This is a genomic window from Leisingera caerulea DSM 24564, assembly GCF_000473325.1.
Classification (GTDB): Bacteria; Pseudomonadota; Alphaproteobacteria; order Rhodobacterales; family Rhodobacteraceae; genus Leisingera; species Leisingera caerulea.
The window spans coordinates 26,817-39,977 of sequence record NZ_AXBI01000021.1 but is presented as its reverse complement, the minus strand read 5'-3'; the positions used below and the strand labels follow the sequence as shown (position 1 = coordinate 39,977).

The following is a 13,161-nucleotide window of genomic DNA, read 5'->3' as shown; positions in this document are numbered from 1 at the left end:
CAAGGAGACCGCCATGCGCCCCGATCCTGCCCACCTCAAGACCATCGAACAGCGGCTCCTGTGGCTGTCGCACTGGATGGTCCACCACGCCAACCACATCCGCCCCAAGGCGGACGGCATCAAGGTGGGCGGGCATCAGGCGTCCTCCGCCTCGATGGTCTCGATCATGACGGCGCTCTATTTCTCCGCCCTGCGGCCCGAAGACCGGGTGGCGGTGAAACCCCACGCCGCCCCGGTCTTTCACGCCCTGCAATACCTGATGGGCAACCAGACCCGCGACAAGATGGAGAACTTCCGCGGCTTCGGCGGGGTGCAAAGCTACCCCAGCCGGACCAAGGACACCTGCGACGTGGATTTCTCCACCGGCTCGGTCGGGCTGGGGGTGGCGATCACCTCCTTCGCCTCGCTGATCCAGGACTACATCACCGCCAAAAGCTGGGGCGCAGACGCCCCGATGGGCCGCATGGTGGCCCTGGCCGGCGACGCCGAACTGGACGAGGGCAACATCTACGAGGCCCTGCAGGAGGGCTGGAAGAACGATCTGCGCAATTGCTGGTGGATCATCGACTACAACCGCCAATCGCTCGACGGCATCGTCCGCGAGGGGCTGTTCGAACGCATCGAGAAGATCTTCGACGCCTTCGGCTGGGACGTGGTGCGGGTGAAATACGGTGTCCTGCAACGCGCCGCCTTTGCCGAGCCCGGCGGCGACAAGCTGCGCGGCTGGATCGACGCCTGCCCGAACCAGGAATATTCCGCCCTCACCTTCATGGGCGGCGCGGTCTGGCGCCAGCGGCTGCTTGACGACCTCGGCGACCAGGGCGACGTCACCGCCCTGATCGAACGCCGCAGCGATTCTGAACTGGCGGCGCTGATGGAAAACCTCGGCGGCAACTGCGTCGAGACGATGGCCGAAACCTTCGACGCCATCGACCACGACCGCCCGGTCTGCTTCCTGGCCTACACGGTCAAGGGCTGGGGCACGCCAATTGCGGGCCACAAGGACAACCACGGCGGCCTGATGAACTCCACCCAGTTCGCCCAGTGGCAGGCGCATATGGGCGTGCCCGAGGGGCAGGAGTGGGACCCCCTCGCCACCGTCCAGGACCCGGAAGGCCTGCGCAAGTTCCTGTCCCAGGTGCCGTTCTTCGCCGAAGGCACCCGCCGCTATGCCGACGCCCGGCTGGCGGTGCCCGAAATCGACGCCCCCACCGGCCGCGAGATTTCGACCCAGATGGCCTTCGGCAAGATCCTCGACGATCTGTCCAAGGGCAGCAGCGATCTGGCCGACCGCATCGTCACCACCTCGCCGGACGTGACCGGGACCACCAGCCTTGGCCCCTGGGTGAACCGGCGCAAGCTGTTCTCCCGCACCGCCCAGGCCGACGCCTTCATCGAGCACCGCATCCCCTCCACCGCGAAATGGGAATTCACGCCGGAGGGCCAGCACATCGAGCTGGGCATCGCCGAGATGAACCTGATGCTGCTGCTGGGCGCGGCCGGCCTCTCACATTCGCTGTTCGGCAAGCGGCTCATTCCCATCGGCACCGTTTATGACCCCTTCGTGAGCCGCGGCCTCGATGCGCTGAATTATGCCTGTTATCAGGACGCGCGCTTCATCCTCGCGGGCACGCCCTCAGGCGTCACCCTGGCGCCCGAAGGCGGCGCGCACCAGTCCATCGGCACCCCGCTGATCGGCATGAGCCAGGACGGCCTCGCCGCCTTTGAACCCGCCTTCGCGGATGAGCTGGCAGTGATCATGCAATGGGCCTTCGACTATGTGCAGCGCGACGGCGAGGGCGACCCGGACGAACGCACCTGGCTGCGGGATGAGACCGGCGGCTCGGTCTATCTGCGCCTCACCACCAGCCCGCTGGAGCAGCCCGGCAAACGGGCCGATGACGCCTTCCGGCAGGGCACCATCGACGGCGCCTACTGGCTGCGCCCGCCGGGGCCGAACTGCGAGGTGGTGATTGCCTACCAAGGCGCCGTCGCGTCCGAGGCGATCAAGGCCGCAGGCATGATTGCTGAGGACCGCCGCGACATCGGCGTGCTGGCGGTGACCTCCGCCGACCGGCTGAACTCCGGCTGGACCGCCGCCCAGCGGGCGCGCTCGCGCGGCAATGCCGCGGCGCAGTCTCATGCCGAAACCCTGATGAGTGCGCTGCCGCCGCACTGCAAGCTGATCACTGTGATCGACGGCCACCCCGCCACCCTGTCCTGGCTGGGCTCGGTCGCGGGCCATCAGACCATCCCGATGGGAGTGGAGCATTTCGGCCAGACCGGCACCATCGGCGACCTCTACCGCCACCACGGCATCGACGCCGCCGCCATCGTCGAAAAGGTGAACGGCCTCACTGCAGGCAAGCGGGCCGCCCGCGGCGCCTTTGCCGCGATGGCGCGCAGCTGAGGTCTGAAAAATGCGGGGGCTTTCTGCCCCCGCCTCACGCTCTTACAGCACCGCGCCGCTGAACTGGGCCAGCTCGACGCCGCTGTCCTGCAGCGCGCGGCGCACATCGGCGGCAATCGCCACCGCGGCCGGCGTGTCGCCATGCAGGCAGATGGTATCAATCCGCGCCGGGATGCGCTTGCCGCTGGCGGTGATGATCGCGCCCTCGCGCACCATCTCCACCATCCGCCGCCCGGCCTCTGCCGGATCATGGATCACCGCGCCGGGCAGGCTGCGGTCCACCAGCGTCGCGTCATCGTTATAGGCGCGGTCGGCAAAGATCTCGCACGCCGTCTTGCAGCCCAGCTCCTGCGCAGCCTGCTGCTGCGCGGTGCCCGCCAGCACCATCACGATGATCTCCGGGTCCACCGACAGAGCCGCCTGATAGCAGGCCCGCGCCATCGCCAGATCTTCCGAGGCCATATTGGCCAGCGCCCCGTGAAGCTTCAGATGCCGCACCGCGCCGCCCGCCGCGCGCGCCATCGCCTGCGCCGCGCCCAGCTGGTAACGCACCATATTGCCCAGCGTCCCGTGCGGCACCGACATCCGGCGGCGGCCAAAGCCCTGCAGGTCGGGAAAGCCCGGATGCGCGCCGATGCCGGTGCCCTTGGCCACCGCGTGTTTCATCGTCGCCGCCATCACATCCGGATCGCCCGCATGATAACCGCAGGCGATATTGGCCGAGGTCACGATATCCAGCAGCCCGGCATCATCGCCCAGGGACCAGGCGCCAAAGCTTTCGCCCATATCGGCATTCAGATCGACAGTTCGGGTCATGTCATCTCCTCACAAGACATCTTCTTCACCGGCAATCACGCCGCTGATCAGCTGATAGGACAGCAGGTTCGTCATACTGCGCGGATCGCGGATCAGGGGATAGCACCGGCTGCGCAGCCCCTCGCACCGCTCCGCCTCGGCCCGTTCCAGCCCGACCGCCTCCTCCAGCGGAATGAAACGGAAGTGCAGCTCCGCCCCCGCCGCCGCCTGCGCCAGCAGCGGCAGGTCGCAGGGCACCACCGTGCCGATCCGGGGATAGCCGCCGGTGGTCTGGCACTCCGACAGCAGCACATAAGGCGTGCCGTCGCCGGTCACCTGGATGTCGCCGGGCACGATCACCTCAGACACCACCGTGCGCGCGCCGTCGGGGCGGAAGCCTTCGCCATCGCTCTCCAACGGTACACCCATCCGGTTGCCGCGCGCCCCGCGGCGGAAGACCGTGCCTTCGAACCGCTCCAGCTCGGCTTGCGGGAACAGCGCCGTCTGCAGGCTCGCCACAACCCGCACGGTGCCGCCCTCAAACCGGTTCTCCGGCGTCAGCCCCAGCCCGGTGCCACGGCCGCTGTCAGGGCCGGTCACCAGCACGTCGCCTTCCGCTAGCGCAGCACCAATGCCCGCCGCCAGATGCGCCGAGCGCGCGCCCAGATGCTCCGGCGTCTGAAAGCCGCCGCCCACATGCAGATAGCCATAGCTGCCGCTCTGCGCCGCGCCGATGGTCAGCCGCGCCCCCGCGGGCAGCAGGTGGCTGGCGTTCCAGGCCACGGCGGTGCCGTCGATGCTCGCCCGCATCGGCGCGCCGGTCAGGGCGATGCGCAGATCGCTGTCCGCCTGGAACTCGCCGCCCAGGCCGGCCATCTCGACCGCTGCCAGATCCGCCACCTGCCCCAGCAGCGCCGCGCCCTCGGCCAGCGCCAGCCGATCGGCAGCGCCGCCGCGCGACACCCCGTATTCCAGCCAGCCCGGGCGGCCGAGGTCCTGAACCGTCATCCCCGGCCCTGCGCGCAGAATGGTCAACGAGCCGGTCATGACAGTTCCTCCGCCTTGGCGCCGCCCAGCGGATCGCGCCGCAAGCCTTGCAGCTCTTCCGGCGTCACCGGGGTGAATTGCACCTCATCGCCAGGGCGCAGCAGGAACGGCTCCTCCGCATCCGGGCGGAACAGCCGCACTGCGGTCTGGCCCGCGTGCATCCAGCCGGTGGGCGTCGCCACCGAAAACAGCACCAGCTGGCGGATCGCCACCGCCAGCGCGCCTTCGGGAATGCGGGTTGTCAGCTGGCTCTGGCGCGGAATGTCCCAGGCCTCCGGCAATTCGCCCAGATAGGGCTGGCCGGGGGCAAAACCGATGGTCTGCACCCTGACCCGCGCCGCCGAGAGGGAGGCCACCGCCTCCGCCTCCGTCATGCCCGCAGCCTCCGCCGCCTGCGGCAGCTGCGGCGCCAGATCGGTGCCGAACACCGCCGGAATGCGCCACAGGCGGCGCTGGCCGGGCAGCGCGGCCGCGTACCAGTCGCGCTGCGCCAGCAGCGCCTCCAGCCGCGCCCGCAGCGCCGCATGGTCCAGATGCCGCAGGTCGAACCGCACATAGGCCGACACCAGCGAGGTTGAGACCTCCTCTACCCCGTCCCAGCTTGCCTCCGCCAGTGCTGCGCGGAACGCCAGGGCGGCGCGGTTGGCCGGCTCGCTCAGACGGCTGCCAAAGCTCACCAGCATCCCGTCCACCCCCACCGTGCGGATTTCGGGAACGGGCGGTGCTGCGCGTTCCTCAGCCATCACATCTGCTCCGGCAGGTAGGTCACGATGGCCGGGAACAGCACGATCAGCACCAGCGCCACGATCATCAGGAAGAAGAACGGCAGCGCCGCCTTGGCCACGGTCAGAATGTCCCGCCCGGTCAGCGATTGCAGCACAAACAGGTTAAACCCGACCGGCGGCGTGATCTGCGACATCTCCACCACGATCACCAGGAAGATGCCGAACCACAAGGGGTCAATCCCTGCCTCCAGCACCATCGGCATGATCACCGAGGCCGTCAGCACCACGACCGAAATCCCATCCAGGAAGCAGCCCATGATCACAAAGAAGATGGTCAGCGCCGCCAGCAGGGTGAAGGTCGACAGGTTCAAGGAGCCGATCCACTCCGCCAGGATGCGCGGAATGCCGGTAAAGCCCATCGCCACCGTCAGGAACGACGCCCCCGCCAGGATAAAGGCGATCATGCAGGAGGTGACGGTCGCCCCCATCAGCCCCTCGGTAAAGCTCTGCCGGGTCAGCGAGCCGGACTGCCACGACAAGAACAGCGCCAGCACCACTCCCACGGCGGCGGCATCGGTGGGTGAGGCAATGCCCGCATAGATCGAGCCGATCACCCCGCCGATCAGCAGCACCACCGGCAGCAGCCTGCGGGCGCGCTTCAGCTTCTCGCGGAAAGTGGCGGCAATGTCCTCGGTCGGCAGCTGGCTGCGGTTCAGCAGCGCCCAGACCACCACATAGCCGACGAACAGCCCGACCAGCAGCACGCCAGGCAGCACGCCTGCAACAAACAGCCGGGCAATGGATTGCTCAGTCGCCACGCCATAGACGATCAGGATGATCGACGGCGGGATCAGCAGCCCCAGCGTGGCGGACCCCGCCAGGGTGCCGATCACCAGCTTCTCGGGGTAGCCGCGGCGCGACAACTCGGGGATCGACAGCTTGCCGATGGTGGCGGCGGTGGCGGCGGAAGAGCCCGACACCGCGGCAAAGATCCCGCAGGCAAAGACGTTCACATGCAAAAGCTGCCCGGGCAGCCGGTTCATCCAGGGCGACAGCCCGGTGAACATGTCCTCCGACAGGCGCGAGCGGAACAGGATCTCGCCCATCCAGATGAACAGCGGCAGCGCCGCCAGGGCCCAGGAGTTGCTGTGGCCCCACATGGTGGTGGCCATCACCAGCCCCAGCGGCGCCTCGGTGAACAGCGCCATGGCGGCGATGCCCACGCCCAAGAGGGCAAAGGCCACCCACAGGCCGGCGCCCAGGAACAGGAACAGAAGGACCAGAAGAATGATGGAAAGCGCGGCAACCGACATGGTGATCCCCTATTCGCTCAGAAGATTTTCGCCCTTGCCCTCCCAGGAGGGCAGCGCGCCGCGCAGCATCGAGATCAGCTCGTCCGCCAGCGCCAGGGTGAGGATCGCAAGGCCAAGCGCCACCGGTGCCTGCGGCAGCCACAGCGGCACCGACACCATGCCCGCGCTGCGGTCGCCGAACTCCAGCGATTCCAGCAAGAGCAGCCCCATGTACCAGGTGGCAAAACCGCTCATCGCCAGCGCCAGCAGGATCACCCCCAGCTCCGCCGCGCGGTGGGCGGCGGGGGGCAAGCGGTTGGTCACCAGCGTCACCCGGATATGGCCGCCCGCCCGCAGCGCATAGGCCAGCGCCAGAAAGGTCGAGGCGGCCAGGAAAAAGCCGGTGAAATCCGCATAAGACGGGATCGTCAGGCCCACCCCGGTTCCGGTCAGCGCCACCGCGATCTTGTCAGCAAGGTTCAGGCACACCTGCGCAAAAACCAGCGCCACGATGGCCACGATAAACAGTGCTGCCAGGCCCCCGGCCGCACGGTAGATGAAATCAAGCACAGGCCGCATCGCTGCCCCTCCTCCCCAGGAGACCGGACGCCGCCCCGGCGTCCGGCCATGGTCACGTTACTGCTGGTAAGCGTTCAGCAGGGTGGCGCCGGCCTCCCCGGCCTCGCCCTTCCAGTTTTCCAGCATCTCGGCGCCAATCGCGCGCAGGCCGTCCATCAGCTCCTCCGACGGCTCGGACACGGTGATGCCGTTTTCTTTCAGCACCTCGATCTGGCTGCTGGTCTCGGCCCGGCTCATCTCCCAGCCGCGCGCCTCGGCCTCAGCCGCGGCTTCCAGAACGGCGGTCTGGGTCGCCTCATCCAGACGGCGGAACGCCCGCTTGTTCACCACCACGATGTTCTTCGGGATCCAGGCCTGGATATCGGTGTAATGGGTCAGGAAGTCCCACGCCTTCGAATTCACGCCGGTGGAGGGCGAGGTGATCATCGCCTCGACCCGGCCGGTGCTGAAGGCCTGCGGAATGTCCGGCACTTCAACCTGCGTCGGTGCCGCGCCCGCCAGGTTGGCGAACTGCTCCAGCGTCGCGTTGTAGGTGCGGAACTTCAGACCCGCCAGATCCTCGACACTGTTGATTTCCTTGGTGGTGTACAGCCCCTGCGGCGGCCACGGCACAGCGTACAGCGCCATCAGCCCCTGCTCGTCCAGCAGCCCGTCGATCACGTCCTTCTGCGCCGCCCACAGCCGCTCGGCCTGGTCATAGCTGGTCGCCAGGAACGGCAGCGAGTCAGCGCCGAACGCCGGGTTGTCATTGGCCAGGAGCGACAGGAAAAACTCGCCCGCGGGCACCTGGCCGCTGCGCACCGCCTTGCTGATTTCCGGGTGCTTGAACAGCGAACCGGCAGAGTGGACCTTGATCTCCAGCCCGCCATCGGTCGCCTCGGCCACGTCGCTGGCAAACTCAGTGATGTTCTTGGTGTGGAACGTGGCGTCCGGATAGGGCGTTGGCATGTCCCAGGTCGCGGCCAGCGCCGGAACCGACAGACCGGCAATCAGAACGGCGGCGCCGCCCAGCAAACGGGTGATCTTCATCTTAATTTCCTCCCAAAGCGAAATATTGCAATATCGTACCCATAACGCTGATAATTTGTCAACGTTTTGCCAATGTATGCCGCCAGACCCGCACCTGGCCCGCCGCCGCCACCGGCACCACGGCCTGCTTGATCTCCTTGATACTTTGCCCTTTTATGACCACATGCAGATAAAACGCCGGGGTTTTATCAACAAAGAAGGGGCAAAAGATGGCCGAAAAGAAACCGGATTCCCGCCGAATCGTCTCCTCCCGCCACCTGGCCGAAGGCGAAGGCTGGGAGCTGTCGGAGCTGGAATTCGGCCTGATCATCGCCTCCAACGCCTTTTCCCGCTGGATGACCCGCTGCATGGCCGCGGCCGGCCAGCCGGATCTGAACCCGCTGGAAATCCTGATCCTGCACAACGTCAATCACCGCGGCAAGGACAAGCGCCTGTCCGACATCTGCTTCCTGCTCAACATCGAGGACAGCCACACGGTGAACTACGGACTGCGCAAACTGCTCAAGGCCGGGCTGCTGGCCTCGGAAAAGCGCGGCAAGGAAGTGTTCTACCGCACCTCCGCCGAGGGCGCGGAGCTGTGTTCCGCCTACCGCGACGTGCGCCGCCAGTGCCTGCTGGACGGGCTGTCCGCCGCCGACCTGCCGGGCAAGGACCTGCGCGAGCTGGCCCGCAGCCTGCGCGCGCTCTCGGGCCATTACGACCAGGCCAGCCGCGCCGCCGCCTCGCTCTGAACCACGGGGCGGCAGGCGGCCCCCTGCCCTATCCGGCCAGTTCCTCGAACGCGCCCGGGATCAGTTCCTCCCAGAATTCCGCCATCTGGCTGGCCAGCAAGGCCGCGCCCCAGCCGCGGTTGCGGAATTCCTCGCGGTCGATCTCATCCTCCAGGCGGCTCAGGAACAGCCGCTTGTCGGCGTCCCGCTGGGTGGGCGAGCGGCTGGCGGCCAGATCGCGGATCCGCTCCAGCCGCTGCGCCCTCAGCGCGCGCTCCTGCGCCTTGGCCGCATCCTCTGCCGCGGCCTTGCGCGCCGCCACGGCCTCCGCCACCTTGCGCGCCTTGGCCGCCGCCAGCAGTTCCGGGGAAACCTCGTTCACCGCCTCCGCAGGCGCGTCCTTATAGTCGTCCCGCAGCGCCGCGCTCAGATAGCGCACCGGGCTGTCCACCCCCTTGCGCCCTTTCAGATAGCCGACCTTCTCGGCCACATAATCCTCGCCATGCTCGGCAATCCACTGCCGCGCCAGCCGGTCGCTCACCCCCAGCTCCATCAGCTGGCCGTAAACCGCCCCCTGCCGCACCCCGGCGCCATCATCAATGTCCAGCATCGCCAGCTGCGGGTTCTCCTTGATCAGAAACCGCACCTCCGCGACCTGCCGCCCCATCTTCTTGAACTCCGGCGTCAGCAGGATGTTGGAGGTCTTGTTCACCTCCGCCACTGCCGGCTTGATGATCTTGGCATTCAGATGCTTGAAGCTCTCGTAATACGCACTGCCGTCCACCCCCATCAGACGGCGGAACAGCGCAATGTCCCACCAGCCGGTCGAGCCGGTGCGCACAAACCGGTAGCAGTTCTCATAGAGCGCCAGAGCGTGGCCGGAGGTGAACCGCCGCTGGATGTTCAGATTAATCAGCGCAAACACCTTGGGGTCATGCAGCTTTTCCGCCAGCGCCGGGCTGTAGGCATATTCGCACACCCCGCCCTGCAGCTTGGCGTAGGACAGCAGGGAGCTCACCCCCCACTCCTGCTTGCCGTTCTCATCCAGCATGTCCCATTCCGCCACCGTCTCCGCCAGGCTGCGCAGCGATTGCTTCAGGGTTTCCATATCGTTGGAGTTGTAGCCCACCATCATGCACAGCGTCTGCGCGTCGATCTGGTGCTTGGGCTTGGAGATCAGCGCGTCATAGGCATTCAGCAGCAGCACATTGGACAGTTTGCGCTGCAGCAGCGTCAGCTTGCCCGAGACATGGATTGCCGCGACATTCTTTTTCACCGACCCCCGGCGCAACGGCCCGGTCAGCTTGCTGTGCGGGATGTCGTCTGGATCCATCGCCCTGCCCTCTTGCCCCTGGCGGCTTGACGCTCTTGCGGGGATTCTGCTCTGCACAGACTATGGCGCAAAAGGAACCCGCGCTCAATCCCGGCTTGGGGACCCGTTTACAGGAGAAGCCCATCCCGGAAACGGGTACCTTAACACCGGACCGGCCCCCGCAGGCCCCGGATACAGCCGAAATCCCCCGGTTTCCGGCTGATCCGGGCGCTCAAACGGCCTGATTTCGGGTCTCAGGGGCACGGGTACCTGTCGCCCTGCGAATCGGGACCCTTGCTCCCGCAGACAGGTACCCATGATCCTGCAAACGGGTTCCTTTGACCCCGGATGCGGGTCCCCAAAAGCAATTAACCCGCTGATATATATGATCTTCTTAGCCCCAAAGATTCTAAACTGAATCAAAGATTCACAACATTTCAACCTGTTTGTGCGATAGTAATTTTCGGGGAAAAGACTCATATATTCCGCGGATTACGGACGGCAGCGGAAAACAGATGCGCTGCCAGATAATGATTCACTCTCTGCCCCGGATGTGCGACAAAACCGGTGATAACACGCCAAACAGGCGATTTTACCGAGGCACACGAGACATGGCAAAAAAACCGGACACTCCCCTGCCCCCCTATTTCAACCTGGATCCGGCGGCGGCAGCGGACAAGCTGGGCGAGGTGGTCGACACCGCCAGATTCGCCAAGGCCGCGGCGTTTGCAGGCCGGGGCCGCGATGATCTGGCCAAGCGCGGCTACGCGCCGGACGGGCGCAAACGGCTGCGCAAATTCTCCACCTGGGAGGTCTGCCGCTACCTGATCCCCGTCGCCCCCGCGCACCTGCGCCGGGTGCTGAACAAGAACCCCGATCTGCCCCAGGGCGAGGGCGCCAGCGGCTCCAAGTGGTTCACCTTGGAGGAGGTGCTGAAGCTGCGCGACCATTTCGCGGAGGAAGGCATCTCCACCAAGGAATACCGCCCCTACCGCCCCGAGGGCCTGCCCGCCAAGGTGGTCGCGGTTGCGAACTTCAAGGGCGGCGTCGGCAAGACCTCGACCGCGGCGCATCTGGCGATGTCCGCCGCGCTCGACGGCTACAAGGTGCTGGTGGTGGATCTGGACTCCCAGGGTTCCATGACCTCGATCCTCGGCGGCCAGGTGGCAGATGAATGGCAGACCGTCTTCCCCCTGCTCGCCCGCGACTACGCCGAGGCGGTGGAGGCCGAGAACAAGGTCCGCGCCGCCGCCGGGTCAGACCCGATCCCGCTGGACGAGACCCTGACCGAGGCGCGGGAGGTTTCGCTGCGAAACGTGGTCCAGAAAACCCACTGGCCCAACATCGACCTCATTGGCGCGCAGCTGAACCTCTACTGGGCGGAATTCCAGATCCCGGTCTGGCGCATGGGCCTGCGCAACTGGGCCCTGTGGGACGCGCTGACCAACGCGCTGGACCAGGGCGGCGCGCTGGACGACTATGACGTTATCCTGCTCGATACCCCCCCTGCCCTCGGCTACCTCACCATCAACGCGCTGGCTGCGGCTGACATCCTGATGGTGCCGCTGGGCGCATCGTTCCTGGAGTTCGACTCCACCGGCCGGTTCTTCGACATGCTTTATTCCACCTTCGCCTCGATCGAGGACGGCGAGAACGCTGCCCGCCGCCGTGCGGGCCTGCCGGAGATGAAGTTCGAATGGGACGTGGTGCGCGCCCTGATCACCCGCTTCGACGCCAGCCAGCAGACCGATCTGGCCAATGTGATCCAGGCCTATTTCGGCGACATGATGAACGCCTACCGGCAGGACTACACCGCCCTGGTCGGCCAGGCCGGCGAAAGCGTCTCCGGCATCTACGAGGCCGACTACCGCAACTTCAACCGCGAGACCTATACCCGCGGCCGCGAGGTGTTTGACCGCACCTATGCGGAATTCAAGGAACTGCTGATCGGCAGCTGGTGGCGCGATCAGCAGATGGAGCAGCAGCAATCCCAGCAAGAGGAGACAGCAGATGGCCAGGCGCAGACAGCTTGAAACGCCCTCGCCCGAGGCGCTGAAGGAGATTGAGGCAGGCATCGACCGGGATCTGGCCCGCGGCCCCGGGCTGCGGCCGCCGATTGCCGATGTGGTGGCCGATGCCGCCCGCCATGCCGACCCCCTGCCCCAGGCCGGCCGCGAGGCCGCGGCCCGCGACCGGGCTGATGCCGAACGGCTGCGCGCGGCAGAGGAAAAAGGCCTGGTGGCGGTGGAACTGCCCATCACCGACATCACCGCCGAGGCGCTGAACCGCGACCGGATCGTGATGGACGAGGAAGAGATGCAGGAGCTGATGACCTCGATCTCGGTCAACGGCCTGCGCCTGCCCATTGAAGTGTTCGAGCCGCAGAACCACGAGGACGCGGGCAAATACGCGCTGGTCTCCGGCTACCGCCGCCTGACCGCAGTGCGCCGCCTCAACGCGCTCAGCGGCGGCGAACGGTTCCAGACCATCCCCGCCTTCATCCGCGCCCCCGGCAGCATTGCCGATGCGCTGGTCGCGATGATCGAGGAAAACGAGATCCGCGCAGGTCTCAGCCAGTATGAACGCGGCCGCGCCGCCGCCTCTGCCGTGCATGACGGCGTGTTTCCCACCGTCGACGAGGCCGTGGCGGTGCTGTTCCAGAACGCCTCCAAGGCCAAGCGCTCCAAGATCCGCTCCTTTGCCCTGATCCACGAGGAGCTGGGCGACATGCTGGCCTTTGCCACCGGCCTCAACGAACGCCAGTGCCTGCGGCTTGCGGGCGCCTTGCGGGCCGGGCTGGCCGAAGACCTCCGCACCGCGCTGGAACAGGCCGGCGGGCGCTCGGCGGCAGAGGAATGGGACGCCATGCTGCCGGTCATCGAACAGGCCGAAGGCGCGCCGCAGGACCCCAGCCGCGGCGGCCGCCCCAAGGCCGCGCAGAAGATCGAACGCGCCCGCAAGACCCGGGTTGCCCGCGGCATCACCATCGAACGGGAGCTTGGCCCGAGCGGCTATGCCATCCGCTTTTCCGGCTCCGAGGTGACGGCAGAACTGGTCGATGCGGTGATGGACAACGTGCGCCATCTGCTGGAAAACGGCTAAGCGGGCAGGGTGCTGCCGCCAGGTTTCGCTGCGAAACCCCCGGTCTTGGGCCGGGGGTTTTGTTTTGCGCGCAAGGGCCGGCACGGCACAGGCGGCTAGCCCCAGCGGGTAGGTTTCGCTGCGAAACCTCCTGTGCGGCCCCTATCTCGCGAACCAACTG

11 protein-coding genes are annotated in these 13,161 nt (G+C 66.7%); 4 read left to right on the top strand and 7 right to left on the bottom strand.

What is annotated here, in order from left to right; genetic code table 11:
* Positions 1 to 13 precede the first annotated feature (13 nt).
* A complete protein-coding gene (locus tag CAER_RS0106750) occupies positions 14 to 2,410 on the top strand; it encodes a 1-deoxy-D-xylulose-5-phosphate synthase N-terminal domain-containing protein (protein ID WP_027234631.1) in 2,397 nt (798 codons plus the stop codon).
* A gap of 42 nt (positions 2,411 to 2,452) precedes the next feature.
* Here CAER_RS0106750 and CAER_RS0106745 read toward each other — a convergent pair whose 3' ends face one another.
* Genes CAER_RS0106745 through CAER_RS0106720 form a run of 6 tightly spaced genes read right to left on the bottom strand, consistent with a single transcriptional unit; the run spans position 2,453 to position 7,877 of the window.
* The gene (locus tag CAER_RS0106745; protein ID WP_027234630.1) at positions 2,453 to 3,226 is read right to left on the bottom strand and encodes a LamB/YcsF family protein; all 774 of its coding nucleotides are present in this window, start codon (positions 3,224 to 3,226) and stop codon (positions 2,453 to 2,455) included.
* Positions 3,227 to 3,235: 9 nt separating this feature from the next.
* Positions 3,236 to 4,252, bottom strand: a complete 1,017-nt coding sequence (locus CAER_RS0106740) for a 5-oxoprolinase subunit C family protein (RefSeq protein ID WP_027234629.1) — start codon at positions 4,250 to 4,252, stop codon at positions 3,236 to 3,238.
* The gene (locus CAER_RS0106735; RefSeq protein ID WP_027234628.1) at positions 4,249 to 4,995 is read right to left on the bottom strand and encodes a 5-oxoprolinase subunit B family protein; all 747 of its coding nucleotides are present in this window, start codon (positions 4,993 to 4,995) and stop codon (positions 4,249 to 4,251) included. The genes CAER_RS0106740 and CAER_RS0106735 overlap by 4 nt, the downstream gene beginning before the upstream one ends.
* Entirely contained in the window at positions 4,995 to 6,290 is a 1,296-nt protein-coding gene (locus CAER_RS0106730; protein ID WP_027234627.1) for a TRAP transporter large permease, read from the bottom strand. The genes CAER_RS0106735 and CAER_RS0106730 overlap by 1 nt, the downstream gene beginning before the upstream one ends.
* A gap of 9 nt (positions 6,291 to 6,299) precedes the next feature.
* Positions 6,300 to 6,848: a TRAP transporter small permease gene (locus CAER_RS0106725; protein ID WP_027234626.1), complete on the bottom strand. Its 549-nt coding sequence runs from the start codon at positions 6,846 to 6,848 to the stop codon at positions 6,300 to 6,302.
* A gap of 57 nt (positions 6,849 to 6,905) precedes the next feature.
* Positions 6,906 to 7,877, bottom strand: a complete 972-nt coding sequence (locus CAER_RS0106720) for a TRAP transporter substrate-binding protein (protein WP_027234625.1) — start codon at positions 7,875 to 7,877, stop codon at positions 6,906 to 6,908.
* Positions 7,878 to 8,086: 209 nt separating this feature from the next.
* Here CAER_RS0106720 and CAER_RS0106715 point away from each other — a divergent pair, with 209 nt between their 5' ends.
* On the top strand, positions 8,087 to 8,608 hold the full coding sequence (locus CAER_RS0106715) for a winged helix DNA-binding protein (protein WP_027234624.1): 522 nt from the start codon (positions 8,087 to 8,089) through the stop codon (positions 8,606 to 8,608).
* Positions 8,609 to 8,636: 28 nt separating this feature from the next.
* Here CAER_RS0106715 and CAER_RS0106710 read toward each other — a convergent pair whose 3' ends face one another.
* Positions 8,637 to 9,920, bottom strand: coding sequence for a replication initiation protein (locus CAER_RS0106710; RefSeq protein WP_027234623.1), 1,284 nt, complete (start codon positions 9,918 to 9,920; stop codon positions 8,637 to 8,639).
* A 590-nt stretch (positions 9,921 to 10,510) separates the two neighbouring features.
* Here CAER_RS0106710 and CAER_RS0106705 point away from each other — a divergent pair.
* Together CAER_RS0106705 and CAER_RS0106700 are read left to right on the top strand one after the other, a co-directional pair.
* Positions 10,511 to 11,932, top strand: coding sequence for an AAA family ATPase (locus CAER_RS0106705; protein WP_027234622.1), 1,422 nt, complete (start codon positions 10,511 to 10,513; stop codon positions 11,930 to 11,932).
* Positions 11,910 to 13,001, top strand: coding sequence for a ParB/RepB/Spo0J family partition protein (locus CAER_RS0106700; protein WP_027234621.1), 1,092 nt, complete (start codon positions 11,910 to 11,912; stop codon positions 12,999 to 13,001). Before CAER_RS0106705 ends, CAER_RS0106700 begins: the two co-directional genes overlap by 23 nt.
* Positions 13,002 to 13,161: the final 160 nt, after the last annotated feature.